The 24047-nt window shown below is 31.0% G+C and carries 18 protein-coding genes; 8 read left to right on the top strand and 10 right to left on the bottom strand.

Annotated elements, in window-relative coordinates:
- Positions 1-56: 56 nt before the first annotated feature.
- Together BUA82_RS02190 and BUA82_RS02185 are read left to right on the top strand one after the other, a co-directional pair.
- Complete coding sequence (locus BUA82_RS02190; RefSeq protein WP_073004216.1) at positions 57-1802, top strand: cache domain-containing sensor histidine kinase; 1746 nt, start codon at positions 57-59, stop codon at positions 1800-1802.
- The gene (locus BUA82_RS02185; RefSeq protein ID WP_073004215.1) at positions 1803-2969 is read left to right on the top strand and encodes a response regulator transcription factor; all 1167 of its coding nucleotides are present in this window, start codon (positions 1803-1805) and stop codon (positions 2967-2969) included.
- A 32-nt stretch (positions 2970-3001) separates the two neighbouring features.
- Here the strand turns inward: BUA82_RS02185 and truA are convergent, their stop codons facing one another.
- From truA to rsgA, 3 genes are all read right to left on the bottom strand, one after another.
- Entirely contained in the window at positions 3002-3739 is a 738-nt protein-coding gene (truA, locus tag BUA82_RS02180) for a tRNA pseudouridine(38-40) synthase TruA (RefSeq protein ID WP_178140672.1), read from the bottom strand.
- Between the two features lie 200 nt (positions 3740-3939).
- A complete protein-coding gene (locus BUA82_RS02175; RefSeq protein WP_083599740.1) occupies positions 3940-4698 on the bottom strand; it encodes a MerR family transcriptional regulator in 759 nt (252 codons plus the stop codon).
- A 119-nt stretch (positions 4699-4817) separates the two neighbouring features.
- Positions 4818-6008: a ribosome small subunit-dependent GTPase A gene (gene rsgA, locus BUA82_RS02170; RefSeq protein WP_073004212.1), complete on the bottom strand. Its 1191-nt coding sequence runs from the start codon at positions 6006-6008 to the stop codon at positions 4818-4820.
- Between the two features lie 597 nt (positions 6009-6605).
- Between rsgA and BUA82_RS02165 the strand changes: the two genes are divergently transcribed.
- Genes BUA82_RS02165 through BUA82_RS02155 form a run of 3 tightly spaced genes read left to right on the top strand, consistent with a single transcriptional unit; the run spans position 6606 to position 8807 of the window.
- Complete coding sequence (locus BUA82_RS02165; protein WP_073004210.1) at positions 6606-7121, top strand: RNA polymerase sigma factor; 516 nt, start codon at positions 6606-6608, stop codon at positions 7119-7121.
- Positions 7118-7948 carry a DUF4179 domain-containing protein gene (locus BUA82_RS02160; RefSeq protein ID WP_073004208.1) on the top strand — a complete coding sequence of 277 codons (831 nt, stop codon included), beginning with the start codon at positions 7118-7120 and terminating at the stop codon, positions 7946-7948. The genes BUA82_RS02165 and BUA82_RS02160 overlap by 4 nt, the downstream gene beginning before the upstream one ends.
- Positions 7949-7952: 4 nt before the next feature.
- Entirely contained in the window at positions 7953-8807 is an 855-nt protein-coding gene (locus BUA82_RS02155; RefSeq protein ID WP_073004206.1) for a hypothetical protein, read from the top strand.
- Between the two features lie 316 nt (positions 8808-9123).
- On the opposite strand, the gene BUA82_RS02150 is transcribed toward BUA82_RS02155, so the two are convergent.
- Both BUA82_RS02150 and BUA82_RS02145 read right to left on the bottom strand, forming a co-directional pair.
- Complete coding sequence (locus BUA82_RS02150) at positions 9124-10263, bottom strand: YibE/F family protein (RefSeq protein ID WP_073004203.1); 1140 nt, start codon at positions 10261-10263, stop codon at positions 9124-9126.
- 105 nt (positions 10264-10368) lie between these two features.
- Positions 10369-15630, bottom strand: coding sequence for a CehA/McbA family metallohydrolase (locus BUA82_RS02145; protein WP_073004201.1), 5262 nt, complete (start codon positions 15628-15630; stop codon positions 10369-10371).
- Between the two features lie 380 nt (positions 15631-16010).
- Here BUA82_RS02145 and BUA82_RS02140 point away from each other — a divergent pair, with 380 nt between their 5' ends.
- Positions 16011-16766: a creatininase gene (locus BUA82_RS02140; RefSeq protein ID WP_073004199.1), complete on the top strand. Its 756-nt coding sequence runs from the start codon at positions 16011-16013 to the stop codon at positions 16764-16766.
- Between the two features lie 52 nt (positions 16767-16818).
- On the opposite strand, the gene BUA82_RS02135 is transcribed toward BUA82_RS02140, so the two are convergent.
- A complete protein-coding gene (locus tag BUA82_RS02135; protein ID WP_073004197.1) occupies positions 16819-18570 on the bottom strand; it encodes a DUF4153 domain-containing protein in 1752 nt (583 codons plus the stop codon).
- A 255-nt stretch (positions 18571-18825) separates the two neighbouring features.
- Here BUA82_RS02135 and BUA82_RS02130 point away from each other — a divergent pair, with 255 nt between their 5' ends.
- Positions 18826-19566, top strand: coding sequence for an NADPH-dependent oxidoreductase (locus tag BUA82_RS02130; RefSeq protein ID WP_073004195.1), 741 nt, complete (start codon positions 18826-18828; stop codon positions 19564-19566).
- Positions 19567-19703: 137 nt separating this feature from the next.
- On the opposite strand, the gene BUA82_RS02125 is transcribed toward BUA82_RS02130, so the two are convergent.
- Both BUA82_RS02125 and BUA82_RS02120 read right to left on the bottom strand, forming a co-directional pair.
- A complete protein-coding gene (locus BUA82_RS02125; protein ID WP_073004193.1) occupies positions 19704-20534 on the bottom strand; it encodes a sulfurtransferase in 831 nt (276 codons plus the stop codon).
- Between the two features lie 15 nt (positions 20535-20549).
- Positions 20550-21044 carry a peptidylprolyl isomerase gene (locus BUA82_RS02120; protein WP_242948919.1) on the bottom strand — a complete coding sequence of 165 codons (495 nt, stop codon included), beginning with the start codon at positions 21042-21044 and terminating at the stop codon, positions 20550-20552.
- Between the two features lie 399 nt (positions 21045-21443).
- Between BUA82_RS02120 and BUA82_RS02115 the strand changes: the two genes are divergently transcribed.
- Complete coding sequence (locus BUA82_RS02115; RefSeq protein ID WP_143148553.1) at positions 21444-21935, top strand: hypothetical protein; 492 nt, start codon at positions 21444-21446, stop codon at positions 21933-21935.
- A gap of 130 nt (positions 21936-22065) precedes the next feature.
- Here the strand turns inward: BUA82_RS02115 and BUA82_RS02110 are convergent, their stop codons facing one another.
- Both BUA82_RS02110 and BUA82_RS02105 read right to left on the bottom strand, forming a co-directional pair.
- Positions 22066-23094 (bottom strand): NAD(P)H-dependent amine dehydrogenase family protein, encoded by a 1029-nt coding sequence (locus BUA82_RS02110; protein ID WP_073004189.1) that lies wholly within the window; start codon positions 23092-23094, stop codon positions 22066-22068.
- Positions 23095-23194: 100 nt separating this feature from the next.
- Positions 23195-24040 carry a MerR family transcriptional regulator gene (locus tag BUA82_RS02105; protein WP_207650270.1) on the bottom strand — a complete coding sequence of 282 codons (846 nt, stop codon included), beginning with the start codon at positions 24038-24040 and terminating at the stop codon, positions 23195-23197.
- Positions 24041-24047: the final 7 nt, after the last annotated feature.

Genomic DNA, 24047 nt, shown 5'->3' with positions numbered 1-24047 from the left:
ATTGACATATTTTTTAAAAAAGATTAATATTTAAACTGTAGTAATGGTTGAAGTAGGTGAGTTTTCTGAAAACCCTTAGAAGTAAAATACTAACTGGATTTATATTATCAATAACAGCTACTTTTTTAATTCTTTTATACTTAGTAAACCTGCAGATTAAAAATATAAATATACCTTTAACCGAGGACTTAAACCAACAAATTATTGATGCTAAAGCAAATGAAGTTGGCACATGGCTGTATCAAAGAATCAGTGAATTAAGAGTTATTAGTGAAAATGAAATGTTCAAAACCATGGATATGGATATGATAAGACCTTATATAAGAAGTTTAAATAAAAAAGTAAACAGTAAATATGGAAACGAAAATGAAACCTTTGCAGTTGTTAGCCTAGAAGGCAAAGGGTGGATTAATGATGATGTTACCATAGATATAAATAATAGAGAATATTTTCAGGAAGCCTTAAGCACAGATAAAGAATTTATTATTAGTAATCCAATAATATCTAAATCTGATTCAGAACCCATTGTGATTATAGCCTATCCAATTTACAATGTTCAAGGTAAAAAAGTAGGATTTATAGATGGTGCAATAAATTTATCTAAGCTATCAGAAATTGCTTCAGGTATAACCTTACAAGATGGAGTAGCATGGATTATGGATGGTGATGGAAACATTTTCACCTCTAAAAATGGTGCCAAAACTAACATCAAAAACATGGATTATTATGGCTATAAAGGTTTTAAAGAAGCCTCAGAAAATATGTTAAAAGGTGAATCAGGGACTCATACCATAGTAAAGCCTGATGGTGGGAAAGCAGCTTTAAAGTACGCTTCCATTCCCTATGCCAAAGGATGGTCTTTAGGAATTATTATTTCCTTAAATAGAATGTATGAAGACACTAACCGATTGATACATCTAATTATTATCTTCGGAGTTATACTTCTTATAATCTCCATATTAATTTCTATACTATTTTCTTCTTCAGTGGTGAAGCCCATTAGAGTACTTCAAAAACTAATGGCAAAAGTTGAAGATGGAAACTTAAACAGCTATTACAAAATCACTGGCAATGATGAAATAGCAGAACTTGGGAAAAGTTTTAATAATATGCTTACTAAAATAAACGATCTTATAAATAAGGTATATACAGAACAAAATAAGAAAAGAAAAGCGGAATTTCAAGCCCTCCAGTCTCAAATCAAGCCTCACTTTCTATATAATACTCTTGACACCATCCAATGGAAGGCTATAGAAGTTAATGACTTTGAGGTTGCAGACATGATTACAGCTTTATCTAATCTCTTTAGGATATCCATTAGCAAAGGAAAAGAAATTATAACCTTAGGTGAAGAAATAGAGCATATAAAAAGTTATTTGTTAATTCAAAAGATACGTTATGAGGATATATTAGAATATACTATTCTATTTGATGAAAGTTTAAAGAAATGTAAGGTGTTAAAACTACTAATCCAACCCATAGTAGAAAATTCTATTTATCATGGCATTAAAAATAAAAGATCAAAAGGACTTATAGGAATTAGTATATTTAAAGAGAATAATGATATTTGTATTACCGTTAAAGATGATGGTATAGGCATTAATGCAGAAGAATTAAAAATAATTAATTCCCAATTACACGAAATAAGAGAAGAAAATAATAATGTAGGCTTTGGTCTCTTTAATGTAAATGAAAGAATTAAATTAGCCTATGGGACAAGTTATGGAGTAAAAATCTCCAGTATTTTTGGTAATGGAACTGAAGTTATTATAAAAATACCTATAGTTAATGAGGTGGATTAGATGATAAAAGTACTTATAGCGGATGACGAAGCTACCATAAGAAAAGGCTTAAAAAACATGATCCTATCCTACGATCTAGGCTTAGAAGTTATAGGAGAAGCTTCAGATGGAGAAATGGCTTTAACAATTATAAAAGAACATAAACCCGATATAATGCTTATAGACATTAATATGCCCTTTTTAAATGGACTGGATTTTTTAGAAATAGTAAAAGATCTTCTACCAGATACCATCACAATAATCATTTCCGGGTATGATGAGTTTGAATTTGCTAGACGAGCTTTACAGCTAGGAGCTTTTGATTATCTATTAAAACCCATTAATCGATTAAACCTTTACCAATGTATTGAAAAAGCAGCACATGAACATAATAAAATAATTTCCAAAAAGCAAATTATAACACTTTCTCAAAAAGAACTACAAGAAAATGAAATATTAATTCAGCAAAATATATTAAGAACATGTTTAGAAAATGAAATGGAGCCTTCTTTTATAGAAGATAAATTAAAAGTTTTAAACTTTCAAAGTACTGATAAAATAGCATTATTTATCATAAATGATAAAGCAAAAGTAATAAAGGAGTGTTTAGTATTAAATAATCTTAGCGATTATATTTCGGGTTACTCTTTTTATATAGAATCCTATCTAATATTAATCTTTAGGCTGAATAATAGAGAAATAGAGGATGTTTTAAATCACTTAAATAAAAACTGGATAAGAGATACCGGAAATGAACTTGAATGTAGCTACATGGTCTTAGAAAACGGTATTTTCTCCTTATATAAAGACTATAAAAAATTACTAAATAAGCATACTTGTAAAAGTAAACTTACTAGTAATATAAATTGGGTCATAAATTATATAAAGGAAAATTATAATATGACTGGCATTAATCTACAGCTCATGGCTGATAAGTGCTATGTTAGTCCCTCTTGTTTAACTAGGGCGCTTCAACAAAAGTTAGGATTGTCCTTTTCAGAGTATCTCACAGAAGTTAGACTATCCGCTGCAATGGAACTTCTAAATTCTAATGATCCTAATCTTTCTATTAATGAAGTTGCAAGAAAAGTAGGCTATAGCAGCCAGCATTATTTTAGTCGTATTTTTAAAAGCAAAACAGGCTTTTCACCTACAGAATATAGGGATTGCCAGACACGTGACAAGTGACGTAAGTAGATTTGTCACGTGGCTGGCAACTCTTAATAATTAACTATTTTCAAACATAATCCTTTAGCAGGTGCTATAGGTCCTGCCTCTGATCTCTTCTTTTCATTTAATATCTTTTCTACATCTAGTGGTTTAAGATTTCCTTTCCCTACTTCTAATAGAGTACCTGTAATTATCCTTACCATATTTAATAAAAAGCTATTTCCATTCACTTCTATTTCTATCATGCCATTATTTTCTGTTATATTTATGTAGTTTATTGTTCTAACAGTAGGTTTTGTATTAGATTTTAAGCTGGTAAAGCTCTGAAAATCATGGGTTCCAATTAAAACTTCAGATGCCTTTATCATATCATCTAAGTTTAGCTTTTCATTCAAATGATAAACATATCTTCTGTTAAATACATCTCTAAAACTATTGTTATTTATTCTGTAAATATAGGTTTTTGACTTCACATTATATCTAGCGTGGAATCTTTCACCGGTATCCTTCATGGATTTTACTACTATGTCTTCAGGTAAATATTCATATAAATAATCCAACATTGCTTCTATACTCATAATGGAATGAGTATGGAAATTTGCTATGTAATTTTCTGCGTGCACTCCAGAGTCAGTTCTTCCGCATCCTACCACTTGAACCTCTTCCCCAGTCATTTTAGATAACACATTTTCTATTTTACTTTGTATAGTTAATTCTAAATCCTTTTGTTTTTGCCAACCTCTATATCTGCTTCCATCATATTGTATTGTCATCTTTATATTTCGCATATTATACCACCTTTATTTTATAGTCTCTTCAAATAGGACTAGATATTTGCCTAGCTTTATCATCATACCACCTAATCATTATTATTGGGAATAATTAATTTAAATATTACAAGTGACAAATCTGCCTACTAAAGTAAGCGGCCATTCCAAATAGAAGATTTGGAATGGCCGCTTATGTCGCTTGTCACGTGCTTGGCACCCTATTTATGAGTATAAATTAAAATAGCATCTCTAAGAAACTCAGCCAGGCCTGGTTGTTCCTTATCATAATATGCCTTAAATCTTTGGTCCTCTACATACATATTAGCAATCCCAGCGTGGGCTTCCTTAGAGTATTTATTCCAAGTATAGCTTAACCATTGCCTATGCAAGTCTGCAGCTTTTTGACCAAGTTCCCCTGCTGGATCACCGGAAGCATATGCCTCTTTCAGAACTTCAATCACGCTCTCTTCAAGAAGCTTCCACTGAGAATAGTGTTCTTCTGCCATACCCTTAATTTTTTTATTTGATGCATTAACTGCATCATCACCATATTTTGATCTTATTTCTTCACCATACTTTTTCTCGTTATCCTCTATAAGTTTTTCTTTAAATCCTTCAAACTTTTCTTTGTCACTCATTTCTATTCTCCCTTCTGTTAAAGCTATGGTCTTATCTACATTAGCTATTAACAACTCTATTTGCATTCTTTTTTCCAGGAGTTTTTCACGATGTTCTCTCAGCGCCTTTAACCCATCAAAGGAAGACGATGTTACTATTTCTTTTATAGCGCTTAAGCCTACACCTAGCTCTCTATAAAAGAGGATCTGCTGTAACCTATTAACCTCTGCCTCACCATAAACTCTATATCCTGATGAGTTAATCCTTGCCGGCTTTAGAATTTCTATCTCATCATAATACCTAAGGGTCCTAGAGCTTATGCCTGCTATTTTAGCTAATTTTTGAACTGTATATTCCATACCATCCCCTCCTTGTATAGTGATTTTAAAACACTAAAGAATATCTTAATTTCTCCTTACAACATAACTGTACACCTTTACGTAACGTCAATGTCAACAGGTATTCTTAATATTTTTTCTTATTTTATCTGATCTTTTGATTTTAAATTTAGCCTTTTTCTCATTTCTCTTGCAATGATACTTTTATTTAATTTTGTATCCTTTGAAACCTCAGAGTATGACCAACCACTTTCAACTAAATCTAATGATACATTTAATTCTTCCTTTTTATACTTCTTCTTTGATCCTTTTTTTAACTCAATTCTATTTTTTTCACTTTCTTTCCACATTGCAAATTTAGCTTCTTTTTTAAGCTTTACATAGCTTTCCCATCGTTCCTTTGAAAGCTCTCCATTTTCTATGGCCTCTCTTACTGCACATCCCGGTTCAGATTTGTGGTTACAGTCTCGGAACTTACACCTGCTTTCAAACTCCTCAATATCTGAAAAGCTAACATCTAACCCCTCCTCTACATTCCACACGCCTAGCTCTCTCATTCCTGGTGTGTCAATTATCATAGCTCCATTTTTAAGCATAATAAGCTGTCTATGAGTAGTGGTATGTCTTCCTTTACTATCATCCTCTCTTATGCTATTAACTTTCATTACATCCTCAAGAGCCATGGCATTTACCAGGGAAGACTTTCCTACACCAGAGGAACCAAGAAATACAATAGTCTTACTAGGTTTTATATATTCACTTAAATCTTCTATACCTTCTCTAGTAACGGAGCTTACAGCAACTATTTTAATTCCTAAAGCTATTTTCTCAATACTTTCTACATACTCACTGTAGTCATCACATAAATCCGCTTTGGTTAGAACAATTACAGGAATAGCTCCACTTTGCCAAGCGGAGGTAATATACCTCTCCATCCTTCTAATATTAAAATCATGATTAAGGGATGTGATAACAAAAACATAATCAAAATTAGTGGCTACCACTTGTTCTGTTCCATAAAATGAATCCATCCTAGAAAATTTACTTTTCCTATCTAATACTATATAAATTATATCTTCACCATAAGGATTATTCTTTACTAAAACAAAATCCCCCACCGCAGGATAAATATTATTAATATCACCATTGTAAAAGATAGAGCCTTTCAATTTAGCAGACTTCTCTCCAAATTCTGTTACAATTTTATATTGCTCTTTGTGCACCTCCACAACTCTGCCTGGTATCAAATCTTTCTCCCTTAAGTTAAGTGCTTCTATTTGTCTTTCATAAAACTCTGAGTATCCGTAATTTCTAATTTTTATATTATTCATCTAATTCCTCCATACTTTCACAAGAATTTTTTAATTTACCTCTTAAGCTTTTTAAATATTTATTTAAACTTTTCATACTACATCACTCCTCTCAAAATATTTTTTCAATTACTAAAAATGGGCATAAAAATACCGTAGACAAGTAACCCTTTTAATTTGGCTACTATCTACGGGTACAAAAAAACACCACCCTTCTGTGGCGTTACTATCCTAAATAGTTAGTGTTTTATGAAAGGTTATCTATTATTGCAAAAGGCAACCCTCACATGAAGTACTAACTTCAGGTCACATTTTTGCCCATATTTAGTTTTAAACTGTCATCACCTTTACTTTTACATTCATTAAAAACATCTCCTTTCATAAAGAAAAACATTTCTTACAATAAATTTTATATATTTATTATATTGCTTATAACATATTATGTCAATTATGTATACTTCAATAAAAGATAATTTCATAAAGTAATTCTAATGGATAAATATACTATAATATTTTTAGATAATATTTTTAATTTCTATAAATTAACAACATTTTCGAACTTATATTAACATCTATGCATCTAACATATAGACAAGCAATGAGGCGGTGAGTTATAAATTGTCAATCTTTATGGGTAAAAGAAAAGAAGAATTTACTAAACTTTTAAATCCTATACTTAATAAGCTATATCGAATTGCTTATTCCTTTTTAAAAGATAAAGATAAGGCCAGTGATGCACTGCAGGATTCTACTCTATCCGCCTTTAAAAATTTTCATGCTTTAAAAGATGTCCAAAGCTTTGAATCATGGATAACCTCTATACTGGTAAACAGATGTAGGGAAATATTAAGACGTGAGAAAAAAATTATTTTTACTGAGTATTCTGAAGGACTAGATAAAGCATTTCCTGTAGATGAGTATGAAGTGCTAGAGAGCAATATGTTTATCATCACATTACTAGATACTCTAAGCGATAAATACAAAGAAGTTATTAAGCTTAAATACTTTGGAGACTTAAGTATAAAGGAAATAAGTATTATTCTTAATATACCTGAAGGTACAGTAAAATCAAGGTTAAATTATGGACTAAATTCTCTTAGAAAAATAGTGAATCAAGAGGAGGTGGAACAATGAACTGCACTTACGCAAAGGACGCTTTATATGAATATATTTATGGTGAGCTGGACCATAATCACTCAATGGAAATTGCTAAACATCTAGAAAACTGCCAAGATTGTAGAGAAAAATATTTGGAACTTAAAAGCTTACTTATGGACTTTCCAGCTGATATAACCACTTATGCAAATTCAATTTCCATACCCCAGGATACCATTAACAAAATTAATAATGTTTTAGGTAGTAAACCCCATAGAAAACATACTTTATTTAATATTAGTTTAGTAAAGTTTTCTACCGCTGCTTGCATTGCATTTATTATATTGTTTACAACTCCAGCCATGGGTTATTTAATACAAATCCCTGCTATAAGTAAATATCTCGATTTAGATAAAAATATTGTCACAGAATTTAATGAAGGCAAAGGACAATTAATTGGTAAATCTGACTCTATGAAAGACATAACTTTTACTGTAGATGCTATTATAAGAAAAAAGGATAAAACTCTTATACTTTTTACAACAAAACTTGATAATCAAAACCATTCCATAAACTTTGCCCATCCCTCCACTAGTCACAATGCAATTACGGTGGAAGATCAATTTGGTTATAAATATCAATTAAATAGTGGTAGTATCACAGTAAAAAGTGTGAATAAAGACGGGGAAGCAAAGTGCATTTTCGAAATACCACCACTTAAGCCTTGGACATATAAGCTTGATATAAAAGTCACCGCCATGAACCTTGGATATTATAACAATGAAGAAAACAAAATTAATTCCATAGAAATTAAAAATTATGGATTATGGGATGTTTCCTTTTATATAAAACCCATAAAGGAGTGATATTATGAATTCTCTTATTTTACTTATAATTATGGTTATAGCATTATTCTTTATATTTAAAGTAATAAATAATAACAGGACTAACAAGAAAAAGATCTCAATAATGTTATTATCCTTCATAGCTATTATATTTCTGCTTAACTTATCCATGAATATCTATGGAAGCAACTCACTACCAAATTTCGGATATGCCCCTAAGAAAGTTCTTAAACATCATATTATGAATTTAAATGAAATAAAAACTACTGATGATACAAAAATCACATTAAAACGAGCTTTATTAGATCTAAATAATATTAGTGCTACTTACTCAGTTTCTGGTAAATATAAGGTAATTGCAGTAGAACTTAAAAAAAATCTACAGGATGAAAAGCCTCTAAGTTCCATGGAGGGTCTTTGGGTAGGAAAAAGATTTATAAAAGATAATAACTCACTGGGTTTTTCCTTTAATTCAAAGGAATACTTAAATCCACTGTATTTAACCTTTCATCTTTCTAGTGGAAACAATATAACTTTTGAGATTAAAGACACTACTGGCATAGATAAACTCACAGAGTCTATACCACTGAATGAAAAAGTAACTTTCAAAAATGATAATTATATAAAAATCCTTACCTTTAATAAGGCTCTAAATTCCTATTCAATAGATTTTCAATCAAACATTTATAATATAAAAGATATTCTTGATATAAAAATTTTTATAGATGATAAGGAATATAATAATGAATCCTATGGTTTTTCTAGCAACGGTTCTTTAGTTGAAGGTTCCTTTGCTTATAAACCTATAGAAGGTAAATATTTTAAACTTAAAATATTAAATAAAACCACCCAGGAAGAAAAAATTATAAATGTAAAGTAAAATATAAATAAACTGTATAATCAACTTTAATTCTCTAGATACATCAGACCTATGAATGTTAAACTTTTCAGCAATCTGTGATGCGCGTACATTTCCCTTTACTGTATTCTTTCATAATGGTTCCTGGGTTATTATGCTCCCAGTTATTCTTCCATATCATAAGTGGCTTCATCAGTATAGCCTGCACTAAAGTAAGTCATAAATAATGTAAGGGGGGGAGTGCTATATAGTACTGCTCCCCCTTACATTATTTAATATTAATTATTTTTCATATTTTTTATACTAGGAAATTCATGAATGTATTCTGAAAATTAAATTATAATATTTTTTTACATAAATGTGCTGATAGAATTGCCGTTATTGGAACTGTAAGTATTATTCCTATACTGCCTGATAACCCTTGTATTATTTCCGTACCTAATAAATCTAAATTAATCAGTTGTATATACGGCATATTAGCTGCTGTGAGTAATATTAATATATTTAATGAACTTCCTGCAAAAGCTAATATTAAAGTATTAGACATGGTACCTATGATATCCTTACCTATGTTCATACCATTATTAAAAAGATCCTTTTTGCTTAACTTTGAATTAACCCCATAGATTTCAAATACCGCAGAAGAAATAGACATAGCAACATCCATAACTGCACCTAAAGCTGCTACCAGTATAGCAGCAAACATTATTCCATTTACCTTAAGTTTGGAATTTTCTGCTACATACATTATATTTTCTGCATTGTCCATAGTTATACCAGAAAGATGAGCAAATTTTCCTGTCAAAAAAGCAATGAGACCTGCTGCAGTTACTCCAAAGATTGTTCCTACAATAGCTGCAATAGTTTTTTTATTTCTTCCACTTACTAAAAGCATGGTAACTGTTGTAGTTATTATAGCTATAATAATAGCTGCAACAATAGGTTCAACTCCTTTAAACATCATAGGTATCATAAGATATAAAACTGATATACAAGTAAATACCAGTGAAACTATAGCTTTCAGGCCTTTTAGTTTTCCTACTAAAATGATTACCAAAAAGAATATTGCAGTTAGTATATAAATTACCTTATCTCTCTTATAGCTATAAATAGAGATATCATTTAATTGTCCATCTTTTTCGTATACTCCAGCTATTACTTTCATATCTTTCTTTACTTTAATGTTATATACCCTGCTTATGTTGTTTTTTATATTAAATTGTTTTCCCTTATAAGGTCCTTCTAAAAATTCAACCTTCACATCCTGATATCCTAATTCTACACTGTCAATGTAAGTATCCTGTTTAAGCATTTCCTTAGACACATCTAATATTTTAACTTCATAGTAATTTAGCCCTTTGTTTAATCTGTCCTTTACAAATCCTTTATCATATATAAATCTAGAAGAGAATATAATTAAAACACTGCATACTATTACAAATAAAATACTTATTATATCCTTTTTTTTATTTATCATATTTATTTAATTCCCCTCTTCAATGAAGTTTATCATCTATAGTTTCTTTATTAGTATGTAAATCTAGACTTAAGGTATTAACTCCTTAAGCCTATGTTTTCTTATTTAACCATTAATATTTTTTCTCTTTTTTAAGAACATTAAAGTTCCTAAAGCCATTAACAATAACCCACTAACAACAAGAAGCATAAATTCATTAGAAATTCCTGTTTTAGCCAAAGTTTCATTATTGCTATTGCTATTATCATTTTTACTATTATTGTTGCTGTTATTGTTACTAGTATTACCGTTGTCATTTCCTGAATTATTATCAGCTTTCTTTTTAACTGTAACTTGGCAATTAGCCATTTCTCTTCCATTAGCCTCTACAGTTATTATTGCTTTGCCTTCTTTAATTGCTGTAACCTTTCCATTTTCATCTACCATAGCTACTTTTTCGTCACTAGACTTCCACTTAATATTATCTACTGTTGCATTTGTTGGAAGCATCTTAGCTTCAAGGTTAAAGCTTTCACCTTCAAATAATTCTTTCATTGTTTCATTTAATTCTACCCTTTCTAGAGGAACTATCTTCATGTCTAGAACTATTTCAGAAGTATTTCTAACCCTTAACCTATGGCCTTGTGCATCCTCAGAAGCTAGTCCTACTATAGAAACTATATCACCTACATCAATGCTTGAGTCCCACTTTCCTTTTTTAGATGCATCTACTCCATCCCAAATATATCCCTCAACATACGCTCTTGAAATTCCTGTTCCATCATCTATATATAGATTTTGTTCATCCATCTTTATAACTTTACCTTGAATTTTTACAAGGAAGCCCTCATTTTCTTCCAGCATACTATCTTTAGTGGACATAAACTTTGGTTCTATAGGATTTACATTTGTATTTAATATTTGCAGGTCCTTAGTTTCATCTTTTATTTGAATCTCTGTATCGCCATCATACTGGTCTACTATTCCAGTAACTCTAATTTTTTGACCAATTTTTACAGCTGTTTTAGAAACACCAAATACGGTTATACCGCCTGTTTCATCTTGTATATATACAACTTCAAAGAAAGAATTCTTTGGCAGTACCGCTTCTGATTGAGCTGTTACTATCCCTTCTATGGTGAATCTTTTTCCTAAATTATCAGGAATTCCATCCTTATTATCATCTTTTCTGAATTCCTTAATTGAAATAGTCTCTGGTTGTTTTTCTGGAACCATCCATGCCAGTATATTTTCACTTATTTTCTTATTAGCATTTAGGTCATCACCTGAAAGTTCAAAATCTGAGAAGAAGGTACTTCCTCCAACTACTACCTTAGCACCATTGGAAAGTTCTTCTGCTCCTAATACATAAAGTTCTCCTTTTTTAACTGGTATATTATCACCATCATTATCTGCGTCAGAACTTTCTGTAGTTTCATGGCCTTTTACAAGAAAATCTACTTTCTGTGCATTTCCACCATCTTTTAATATAACAGAACATCCACTATAAAAACTATAAGTCTGTCCTTCAGGTATTCCATGGGTTAAGTTATACAGTGGTGATTGGAATTTGTCAAAGGCTAACCTAAATGCTTGTCCTCCATTTTTAGTATTGTCAATAACTTGGTCATCGTTTATCCTTAAATTTGTTCCTATAGCTTCTAGAACCTTATTTCCTTGGATTCCGTTACTATACTCTCCTTTACCATCTTTATAATCTGCCTTTGAGGTAAGTATAATATTTCCTCCATTTTGTACAAATCTCTTAATTGCCTCTATTTCATTGTCACTATACTTAAAAGGCTTAAGTCCATATTTGCTATCCTCTGTACTTTGAGGATCCGTTAATACAAGAAGTTTAACATCTTTTAATACTTCATCTGTTATTTCTTTTTCATTAATTTCTACAACACTCTTATTGCTCTTTAGCATTTCTTTAAATGCTTCAACTTTCTTTTCATAATTTCCTGTAACATATTGGTTCTGATGAGCACCATCTATTACTACTTTGCTTACCTCTTCTTTGTTTACTATCTCCACTTTAGTTCTTTGAGTAAACACTTTCTCAGTTTCACCTAAATTAATAATAGTTCTTGCATATACAGTAAAGTTACCTGTTTTACTTGGTTTCCAAGTAATACTTACACTTTCTGCCTTTGATGCTTCTAATAAATTTACTACTTTTTCACCAATCTTTGCTTTATCTTCTATTTTATTTTCAAAAAACTCAACTTTCACATTTTTCAAACTTTCCTGCCCATTATTGTAAACTCCTGTGGTAAGTGTAACCTCGTCTCCTAAAATAGCTAGACTTTTATCTGTTTCAACGTTTGATAATCCAACAGCTACATTTTCTCCCACCCAAACTGGTGCTGTAACTGCTATATCTTTATCTTTTTGTTCCACTTTAATGTAGTAATAACTATATTCTGGGTTTAACTGTAAATCCCAATTAGCCACATTAGAATTAAATTGCTTTGATTGAACTTCAACACCACCATTAGCTATTATTGATATCTTCGTAATTACATCTGTTGAATCTGGATCATTAACATTTACAGTGAAATTAAGTTTTTCTGCATTTCCTAAAAAAGATCCCATAGGCATATTATTAACTGTATAATTTACCTTTAAGTTTTCATCTTCTGTTGCATAAACCTTCTTTTCACGCATGGCTTCATATAATCCATCTCTTGATTTTTCATTAGCTAATATAACTGTCCTAGCAGTGTTAGAGGTTATCCAATTACCTTTATGATTGTCCTGATTATTAGTTGGTGCTAAGTGCCACCCTTTGTCTAAAGCTCTTGTATAATACTCATAACTTGGAAAATATCCACTTCCTCTAACAGGGCCCTCTCCATTCCCAACTTCTATCATGTTAACTACGTTATCTGCTTCTTTACTATAGAATCCAAAGTCGCCAAAATCTCCAAAGGTTTTACCTGGGTGATTTAATTGTGAAATAGATTGAGTCTGTTTAGCTATAGTGTCATAATAATTTTTTAGGTCCATTTTATTATTGCTTCTTGTTTCGAATCCCTTTGTGTTAAATGTATTTATATGTCCCCAACCACCTGTAGAGCCTGACCAAGTCATCTCATAGCCATAAATAGCCGTAAACTTTCCATCTTCATTGTATTTATCTGCAATATCATGAGCATTAACCCAACTCTTACTCATAGAACCATCATTTATATTGGCAGATTTATCATTATCGAACCAATTTGAATGGTCTGTAATAGCTATAAAGTCGGCCTTTCCTTTATCCCTTGCCCACTCATAAGCCTCATCTAAAGTTCCCTTACCATCAGATATATTGGTATGAGCATGAAGTTGTCCAAAATAAAAATTGTTGGAGTCTTTTCCTACAAAAAATCTCCATTCTTTTTCTGTCTTATGACCTTTTGTATCTTCAACAATTAGTTTAGCAATATGAATTCCATCTTCTAAATCTTGCACTGGTTTATAAGTAATTGATTGTCCATCTTTTGTAGACAAGTTTGTAACGTCCTGCCCATCCAGTGTTAATTTTATGCTTAATGGGTTAATTAAGGACTTATCTCTGTAATATGCCTTTATTTCTGGCTTCTTATTAATACCTACGCTTGAACCGTCTGCTGGAAGTAAGTTAAATACTTCTGGCCCCTTAGTATCTATATCCTTTATTATTATATAATAAGGTTTTTGTATATTTTCAGGGTGTGTAGCTTTATTTTTACCATCAAAAGCTTCAATATAATATTCCATACCTTTAATATCTAATTCTGTATAGCTTATTTCAGCATTATATTCTCCATTAATCTCAGTCATTTCTATGACTTTGTACTGTTCTTCACCCTTAACCCTGTAGTAAAGAGTTACTTTTTCAATCTTTCTATTGTCTGTTACTTTCGCAGTTACTTTTAAATTACTTTCATTTCCTTCTTCGCTAATGGCTTTATGGTCTATAACTGGAGCTATATTATCCTCTTCTTCAATTTTAGTAAAAGTGGCAGAAGAACCATATATTTGGATGGTGTTGTCAAACACTCCAACCACAGCTATAGTATCCACAACATCAGCAGTTTTTACATTTATACCACTAGGTATAAAGTATATACTTAATGTGTCCTCACCTTGTTTAAGAGTTTTATTCTCCACATCTAAGATAGCTTTTTCTATCTTTATAATCTGACTTTGATACTTTCCTGTATTTACTTCTTTAATAGATAAAATCCTAGGTTCTGGAATAGCTTTATCCCCTAAAACTTCAATTTTTGTAGCCTGCAATTGAACTAAATTTCTAAAAATATCTTTTGTACCTTCAACGGATATTTCCTTTCCTTTTAACGCACTGGATAAATCAATTTTACTCTTATTATTTGAAATTGCTATGGCGCCTGTACTATCTTGAATATATAGTGTTTGGTTTCTGTCATTAAATGTTACAACACCTTTTACCTTAGCTAAATCCCCTATATTCTTCCCTCGTGCTTCAGATATAGTAATTTCGTTATTAGCTGGAGCTTCTTTTATAGTCATTTTACAGGTAGCTTTAATACTATTATTTTTATTTAAGGTAGCTGTAATATTAGCAGTACCAACACTAATGCCTGTAACTTTTCCATTACTATCTACGGCGGCTATGCTTTCATCACTGGATGACCATAAAATTTCTTTATTCGTAGCATTTTGTGGAATAACTTTTGCACTAAGATTTACAGAACTACCTACTTGTACATCCTGTGCTTCAATTATTTCTATTGCTGTAGCAGGTATTTCTTCTGTTGGTTCTCCTGCAAATTCCATAATATGCTTACCTAAATCATCAAAATAATCTTTATCATACTTATCCCACTCTATGCTAACATCGAATTCATCATTGGGGTTAGTATCGCCTTTTGTTATATTTTTCTTTCTTATTAAAGTAACATCCACTGCAAAATTGCTTCCTTTTGGATTTCCTACTTTACCAAAAGAATCTACAACATTATCACCTTTTTTAAGAACTACAACGTCATCACCATTAAAATTAATATAACCATCTAGTTGTTGCGCTTTGCCTTTTACTATGTCATTAGCTTGATTATTTGCAATGACATAAGTTTTTCCATCTTCCAATAAAGTTGAAGTTTGAAACCTAATAATATTTGGCTTACTTGTAGCTCCATTCATATATACTTCTACAGTATAAGCAGCTAAGTCCAAAGTTTTTCCTGTTCCATTATAAAGCTCTAATGCTTTGTTATTACCACTACCTTCTACATACTCTGAGATTATTAAGTCTTCAGCAAAATTTGTGTTGATTTCATTAGCTCCCACCCTAACAAAACCTGAAAAGATAGAAAATAGCATAACCATGGCTGTCATTAGACTAATGCTTTTTAGATTTTTTTTACTTCTCATTTTCTCCTCCCCTAAATATAATATTCAGAAAACAGTTTCCATTTTTCAAATTACTTTTCGATTTGATGTTCTTAATGTAAACCATTTCTATATTAAATATTACCATATTTTCTACATTTTTGCCATTATCTTATATTTTATAAAACTATATGTAAAAAAAGAAGCTTCATTAGAAGCTCCTACTATTATTTATTTTATTATTTTAACAATGAAAGACTTGTATCGATAATTTCTGGTTGTTTTTTAAATAAAAATAACATATTTTCAAGAATATATTTGTATTTTTAGTACATTGTTTGTAATATAAGCTAAGAGTATAATCACCAATGTGCAATAAGTTGTTACTCAAAATTCTATAAAATAGAAAAGGAGTTGCTAATATGTACGAAAATTTAAAAATGGAAAATATGACATGGCAAGAATTTGCAAAGAAAAAAGATGACGTAATTATATTACCTATAGGTGCTACAGAACAGCATGGCCCACATTTACCTCTATCTGTAGATGCTGTACTAGCTAGGGAGTTTGCTTATCGTGTAGCTAATGAAATAAACGGAGTGGTTGCTCCAACACTATCCTATGGATATAAATCAAAGCCTCTTAGCGGTGGTGGCCCATTATTTCCTGGAACTATAGATTTAAATGGGGCTACATTACAAGCTTTAGTAATGGATATAATAGATGAGTTCGTTCGTGACGGATTTACAAAAATATTTATTTTAAGCGCACATTTTGAAAATGAAGCATTTATAGTGGAAGCTATGGATTTATGCTCTGCAAAATATGGAGATAAGGTTAAAATACTTCTTACTAACTGGTGGAATCCTATGTCCCCTGATGTAATTGACAAAGTATTTGATGAAGTTTCATTCCCAGGCTGGGCATTAGAACACGCCGCTGTAACAGAAACTTCATTAATGATGTATTTTGCCCCAGAACTTGTTAGAGAAGATAAGATAATAGATACAGAAAATGCTACTCCAGCAACATATTATAGATATCCAATAGAAAAGGACATTGTTCCAAAAACAGGTATATTAGCATCAGCTAAATCCTCTTCAGCAGCAAGAGGAAAAATAATCGTAGATGATGTGGTTCCTAATATAGTAAAAATCGTTGAAGACGCTTTTAAATAAATCTATAGAAAAGATGCAGTGTATCACAGGCTGCATCTTTAACTAATACTTTTTATTTAACTTTTACAAGGATATAAAAATCAAGGGCATTTATTTTTATTTCTCCTGTGGATGAATCCTTGCTTCCTGCTATATTTATCATTTGAATTTGTACTTTTACCTTTGAATTTTCATCTTCAGAGGACATTTCCTTAGGGTTTATGCCTTCACCCTTATCTCTTATACCATACTTATTCACTAGGTTTTTCCCTAATTCCTTCATATCTTTTGTGTAAAGCACTTCTTTATCTTGGTATATTTTTAATATATTTGAGTTGGAATCATATTTAATTTTAAATTGTGCATTTGATTGCATTCCACCATAAAGGTATCTAGAGTCAACCATATAATTATAAGCGCTTATATCTATTGGCTCTCCTGTTTGCGATACATTAAAGTAGAAATATTCTTGTGCTAAAGGTGAAAGATTATTTGAATATTTAAATCCCAATAGCTTATCCATATCTTCTAATTTAAAGTCTTCAGGAAAATATTTTATATCCTTTAAACTATGATTGTAATTAAAATATTCTACAATTCTACTAATCTCATTTTTATCTTTTTCTGATACGGAAGAATTTTTTTCAATATTCTTATCCTTAAGCATATTATTTCGTAAAAGTATTTTTTCAAGCCTCTTGTTTTGGCTATATTTAGATACTGAATAACTAGATAGTGGACCTCCTAGCACTGAAATAATTACTAAAACCGAGAGAGTTATAGGTAAAAATATGTTTTTATATTTTTTTGTAAAGGCAAAATACACCATAACTCCAAAAACCCAAAGGCTAAGAAGTATAACATAGTATCTATTTTCAGTTATTCCATAAGCATTAACCCTAATTCCAATGGAAAAGAACATTAGCATCATAAGAGGTAAAATTAATTTAGGGAAAAACGTCATAAAAGTTTTAGCAAAAAGTTTATCTTTATATATTGGATAAATAAAGAATAGTACCGCAGCACTTATTATGGAATACCACAATACTAGGTGGGAAACAAGTCCCACAGGCCATTGTCTCGTGATAATTATTTTTGCAAAATAAATATAAAGTATTGTTGTGTATACAGATATTAGAGGCATAATTATATAGATAACCAAAATTTTAAATATATTAGGATAACTTTCTTTATTAAATATTTCTGTAATTATAGGAAGACTTCCAAGAAAATATGTGGGAGCAAATATTCCTGCTACTATTAGGAAAGAATAATAGTAAAAGTTCGAAGGAATTTTTACACCAAGAAGTTTGTCTATAGTAGCTAAAATTGCAGCAACGCCTAAATAAAGAACTATTGAATAGATTATTGTAGTAAAAAGCTTTCCAAAAACCTTTATAACATAAAGTTCAAAGTTCTCTTTATCTTTAAAATAAGGTATATAAAAAAACGCCAGATAGAAGGTAAGATTTACCCCTATATATCTTGTTATTGACACCATTTGTAAATCTTTTAAAAGAAAAAAATAATAAAATATAAGAATTAAAGCTTCCACAATAAATGCACACACAAGATGCCAGAGCTTATAAGTTTTCTTTTTCTCATAGAATAGCTTTATGCACAGAGAAATGGGTATTCCTAGAGCTAATATCATGGCAGCTCTATTTAAATCTTTTATTAAGCTAAGAGAGGATGTTAAACGGATTTCCGAAATAATAATCATCATTATAACAAAAAAAGTTGAAAGAGTAATAGTTACCGGAAAACGTTTAATACTTTTGTATACTGACTTTACTAAGTTACTTATATATTTTGTTATGTTCACATTAAAACCTCCTTTAAGCTATATATACTTTATATAATAATATACGTTGAAACATAAATACAGTATTGTTTCAAAACTAAATATATTCATTTTATTTTATAAAATACTTATAAATTATTAATTATAAGTATTTGAAAGTTCATTGACAAAAAAGTAATAAGTAGTATAATTAACAATAATTAGTTGATAATCATTATTAATTAACTAATTATTAATAAGCATAAATTACCCTTACAGACAAAAGGAGAAATGTATATGAACAAAGTGATAGAAACAATGAAAAATCATAGATCCATAAGAAATTATAAAAATAAAGAGATTTCAGAGGATATAATAAATGAATTAATTAATGTGGCACAAGCTGCACCAAGTTCTATTAATGGTCAGCAAACTAGTGTCATAGTAGTTAGAGATAAGAATAAAAAGGCAAAGTTAGCTGAAATGGCTGGAGGACAAACTTGGATAGCTGAAGCACCTGTATTTTTTGTATTCATTGCAGATTATTACAAAGCAAAGTTAGCTTCTGAAAAAGTTAATAAACCCTTAGTTATTACAGATAGTATAGAATCTACTATGGTAGCCTCAGTGGATGCTGGTCTTTCCATGCAAAATGTTATCACCGCAGCTGAATCCCTAGGTCTTGGTATCGTACCCATCGGCGGTGTTAGAAGAAGCCCTGATGAAGTTATAGAACTTCTACAATTACCTGAATATACTTATCCAATAGTTGGATTAGCCTTAGGCTATCCTGCTGATAATTCAAAGATAAAACCTAGAATGCCAAAAGAAGCTTATAGGCATGATGAGGTATACAATAAAGAAAAGCTGCCAAAAATAATAAGTAAATATGATGAAGATATGAAAGCTTACCTAAAGGAAATAGGTAGAGAAAAAGAGGTGGATTGGAGCAATCAAACTATGAACATATATCAATACGTATATTATCCAAAAGTTTATCCAACCCTTAAAAGTCAAGGCTTTAAAAATGAAAAGTAAGATATCTTCAATCAAGTGATTCAAATATAGCTAATTTTTTCATTCATTAATTAAGCCATGCTAAATGTTTAGCATGGCTTAATTATATACAATGTTAAAATATTCTAAAAGATAACTTAACAAGTGACACGTTAATTTTATTTTTCTACTATTATTGGACTATCCTCATAGCTTACCCAGTCACTCCAGCTTCCCACATAAAGCTTAGGTGTAAGTCCTATCTCATCCATAGCTACAAAATTTCCACAGGCATCTATTCCGGATCCACACTGCAGCACAATTTCATTATACCTTTCTAAACCATCATATATTCTTTTTAACTCTTCCATAGATTTTAATTTACCTTTTTCATCAAAAACATTCTTGGAATGATAGTTTTTCGCTCCAGGTATATGTCCTGCTTTTTTATCAATAGGTTCTATTTCACCCCTATATCTTTCAGGTGCTCTAGAATCTACAATTACAAAATCTTTATTATTAAGCTTTGATTTTACATCAAAAATATCTGTCTTAATATTTTCATTTATGTTTATGTTAACAATACCTTTTTCAGCCTTGGGGACTTCATTATCCATGGGGTAACCCTTCTCACTCCAGGCGTTAATTCCTCCGTTTAATATATATGCTCTTTCAATACCTATATACTTCAGCATCCACCAAAGCCTTCCTGCACCAGCAAGCTTCGCCTCGTCGTAAGCTACTATAGTTTTATCATTAGTGATGCCTATAGCTTCAAGTTTTCCTTTAAAGGTATTCATATCTGGAAGAGGACTTCTGCCTCCGTGTTCTTGGACCTCACCGGATAAGTCTTTTTTTACATCTAAAAAAAATGCTCCTTTAATATGAGATTTTTCGTATACTCTTCTGCCATAATCCCTATCAAAAAGGTCAGCTCTACAATCTACAAGTACTATATCTTTATTATCAAGATTTTCAAACAGCCACTCTGGGCTAACAAAATTTTTCATAAAACTTCACCTCTTTTATTTAACTTTTTCTACCTCATTATATTTAACTCCAAAGGTATCTACCGTTACCTTTTTCATCCTTTGATCCATTAATGGCTTATCACTAGTATTGGTTTTAGTGGAAACTATCTTATCTACAACTTCCATTCCTTCTATGACCTTGCCAAAAGCTGCGTATTTGCCATCTAAACTAGTGGTTGCTTTAACCATTATAAAAAACTGTGACCCTGCGGAGTTTACATCCTTACTTCTCGCCATGGATATTACTCCTCTTTCGTGCTTTAAATTATTTTCAAAATTATTTTCTTTAAACTCTCCTTTAATAGTATAATCTGGTCCCCCGGTACCTGTACCTTTAGGATCTCCTCCTTGAATCATGAAATTTGGTATTACCCTATGGAAAATTAGCCCATCGTAAAATCCCTTTTGAGCTAAAGAAAGAAAATTTCTTACAGTATTAGGAGCAATTTCTGGATACAATTCAACTTTTATCTTTGAACCATCCTCCATTTCTATAGTAACTACAGGATTTTTATCTTTAGCCCCCTTCTCGGACTTAACCTTACTCTGGTTTTCTGCCTTGCTACTGGAATCCTTACCTTCTTTAGCAGTTTTACCATTTATTGTGCACCCATCTAAAAGCATTCCCATAGTTAAAAGTAAGAAAACTGCGGTTTTCTTTAGAATGTATGTTTTTTTCATTATATATACTCCCTTCAAGTGACATTTTAGTGTAATATTATATTTATACTTTTAACCATTATACATTTACATCCATGAAAACTTCAACAAGAAATATACAAAAAGTCACTACCTTAAGAATACAAAATATTTTAGTAAATGTAACCTAAAAATAGAATTTTACATATCTTATAATTAAGAGAATTTAAAAAGGAATGGAGAAATAAATTGGCTAATTTTCAAGCTTTTCGTGGTGTAGTTATAATGATTGATGATTTTCTCATAGATGAAAAAGGGGGAAATGTAGGATGCTATAAGCTAATAACTCTAGACAATGGATACGGAGCAGTAGTAAATTTTGTGGTGTCTCCAAATACTTACTTTGTAGACCATGTAACACTTAACATTGGTGATAGGGTAACAGGCTTTTACGACGGAAATGCACCTGTTCCTTTGATTTTCCCACCACAATTTAGGGCAATTGTTATGGCAAGAGATACTAGATATGAAAATGTTAAGGTAGACTTCTTTAATGATGAACTTATAAGCAGTGATAATAGTCTAAGATTAAATATTGGCCCGAATACTAAAATAGTATTAGAAAATAATCAACTATTTAATCAAAGTCCTGCAAACAGGAATCTAATTGTTGTATATGGCGCTACCACAAAGAGTATACCAGCACAAACCACCCCATCTAAGATTATTGTTATGTGTTAGTGAAATATCTATGAAAAATAGTAAAAAGAAAAAAGAAGTTTCATCCGAAACTTCTTTTCCATATATTTTAAAGGAACTCCCCCGAGTTTCCTCCTTAATTCTCTACATTCTCAATTCTAAATTCTAAATTTTATCTTACATAATAGTGTAGTGGATAAGTTCTATATCTTGCTGGAGGCATCTTTTCAGTGGTGTAGAAGCCTGCTGGAGCCTCAATTAGTTGAGGTATCCTGTTAACAATAGTAGCACATGTTAATTCCACAGTTGATGGACGTGCTATTTTCACTTCAGTATTAGGTTCCCCTAATATTTTCCAGTCATTTCTGTCTATTTCACCTTCTCCATAAACTTTACCTATGCATTCGGAAACTATAACAGGACCTTGATTGGTTATAGTGGTAACTATAGCAGACATTCCAGTAGCATGTCCAGCTGGTATTACCTTTCCTAATGTTTCTGACTTTATATCTTTACCATGAGTAGTAGGTACTAATTTTTGTTCAGTAGATTTTATAGTCCATCCAAACTGTGAGCATAACCATTCATTAGCATTCCACATAAAGGATGGTAAAGAGTCATTTTGAGCTATTTCTTTCTCAAACTCTTCTATACTAAGTCCTGCTCCATGAACTTCAGCTAAAGCAATACCATAATCCTCCACATTATAGCTAGATACTCCTTCTATCCTTTGGATATTATGGCTGGAGCCTGCTAAAGTGGTAATTAGATTTCCCCAATATACATCCTGATAACCTGATCCAGCTAAAGTACAGTTGTTTTCCTTAGCTAGTCTGTCCAATTTATTTGTAAGACTTGGTGCTGTATTCCATGGATAAAAAGCCTCTTCACAAGTACTAATAGCATTTACACCATGCTTTGCAGCAAGTTCGAAAGCATCATATACATCTTCAACTAAGCTTCTAGTGGCAATAATACACACATCTGCATCACATTCGTTAAAAACCTTTTCAGGGTTTGAGCTTATAGGCACATTAATTTTAAAGCCTAATCCGGCCACTTCACCCACATCTTTTCCCTCTAAAGCAGGGTTTAAGTCTATGGCACCAACTATTTCAGCACCCTTTTCATATAAGTACCTTAAAAAGTAAATTCCCATTTTGCCGCAGCCATACTGAATAACTCTAATCTTTTCTCTCATAGCATTATCCTCCTTTATACTTTTCGGAAAGAACTTTGTTAATTCTTTCACCTTTAATTAAAGTGTAATGTCTATTGTAAGTATAGAGTCAACATTTATTTTATGATTTTATAGGAATTTGTAATTTAATAAACATATTTCTTTCATTATTATGTAACACGGGTAATTCAGCCACTACCTCACATATGTAATCTCCTGCTATTTCATAACCTTTTTCATTTATATAATTAAATAGCTTTTGTGCATATTCCTTTTCCTTCCAAAAGCTGTGAAAATAAATACAAATATAATTATGCGCCGGTATAATTTCTATCCCTTCCTGCTCTTTAAAATCTTTATCTAAAAATACAAATATTTCTGAGGATATGAAATTTCCTGCATCTAAATTTTCTTTTCTCATTATAGAGCCTACATTACAAAAATAAACCATAGGAAGATGCTGTAATATAACCTGCTTTTTTAATTCCCTTAAAATATATTCATAAGTTTCCAGCTCATGGTCATAGATATTTATCTTACCATCATAGCAGAATATTTTTCTTTCTGGTATAAATTCCACCTCTATATACCCTTCCTCTGGAACTTTTAGATACCTATTGTAATTATTTATACAAGCTTCCACACCATTTTTCATGTGATGGAGCAACTGAATTTCTTTGTCTATATTCATGCTTTGTTTCTTAAGTATATTCAGTATGGTATTTATATCTTCTTTTTCAAATTGATCCTTAATTTGCATTAAAGGCATCCCTAAGGACTTCATATACTGAATCATATCCAGTACTGCACTTTGTTTAATATCATAATATCTATAATTTGTCTCTTCATTAACATATATAGGCTTTAACAAATCAATCTTATCATAATGCCTTAAAGTCTGAACTGAAACATGATTTAATTCCGCCATTTCTCCAATAGATAAAGGTTCCAATTCTCCTACCTCCATTTTACTT

It is taken from the genome of Clostridium amylolyticum (assembly GCF_900142075.1).
Classification (GTDB): domain Bacteria; phylum Bacillota; class Clostridia; order Clostridiales; family Clostridiaceae; genus Clostridium_AA; species Clostridium_AA amylolyticum.
This window is presented reverse-complemented; position numbering and strand designations above follow the sequence as displayed.

Excerpts from the sequence above, each read along its gene's own strand:
- BUA82_RS02185 (WP_073004215.1), top strand. The coding sequence starts at position 1,803 with ATGATAAAAGTACTTATAGCGGATGACGAAGCTACCATAAGAAAAGGC.
- truA (WP_178140672.1), bottom strand. The coding sequence starts at position 3,739 with ATGCGAAATATAAAGATGACAATACAATATGATGGAAGCAGATATAGA.
- BUA82_RS02175 (WP_083599740.1), bottom strand. The coding sequence starts at position 4,698 with ATGGAATATACAGTTCAAAAATTAGCTAAAATAGCAGGCATAAGCTCT.
- rsgA (WP_073004212.1), bottom strand. The coding sequence starts at position 6,008 with ATGAATAATATAAAAATTAGAAATTACGGATACTCAGAGTTTTATGAA.
- BUA82_RS02160 (WP_073004208.1), top strand. The coding sequence starts at position 7,118 with ATGAACTGCACTTACGCAAAGGACGCTTTATATGAATATATTTATGGT.
- BUA82_RS02155 (WP_073004206.1), top strand. The coding sequence starts at position 7,953 with ATGAATTCTCTTATTTTACTTATAATTATGGTTATAGCATTATTCTTT.
- BUA82_RS02150 (WP_073004203.1), bottom strand. The coding sequence starts at position 10,263 with ATGATAAATAAAAAAAAGGATATAATAAGTATTTTATTTGTAATAGTA.
- BUA82_RS02145 (WP_073004201.1), bottom strand. The coding sequence starts at position 15,630 with ATGAGAAGTAAAAAAAATCTAAAAAGCATTAGTCTAATGACAGCCATG.
- BUA82_RS02140 (WP_073004199.1), top strand. The coding sequence starts at position 16,011 with ATGTACGAAAATTTAAAAATGGAAAATATGACATGGCAAGAATTTGCA.
- BUA82_RS02130 (WP_073004195.1), top strand. The coding sequence starts at position 18,826 with ATGAACAAAGTGATAGAAACAATGAAAAATCATAGATCCATAAGAAAT.
- BUA82_RS02125 (WP_073004193.1), bottom strand. The coding sequence starts at position 20,534 with ATGAAAAATTTTGTTAGCCCAGAGTGGCTGTTTGAAAATCTTGATAAT.
- BUA82_RS02120 (WP_242948919.1), bottom strand. The coding sequence starts at position 21,044 with ATGGAGGATGGTTCAAAGATAAAAGTTGAATTGTATCCAGAAATTGCT.
- BUA82_RS02110 (WP_073004189.1), bottom strand. The coding sequence starts at position 23,094 with ATGAGAGAAAAGATTAGAGTTATTCAGTATGGCTGCGGCAAAATGGGA.
- BUA82_RS02105 (WP_207650270.1), bottom strand. The coding sequence starts at position 24,040 with ATGGAGGTAGGAGAATTGGAACCTTTATCTATTGGAGAAATGGCGGAA.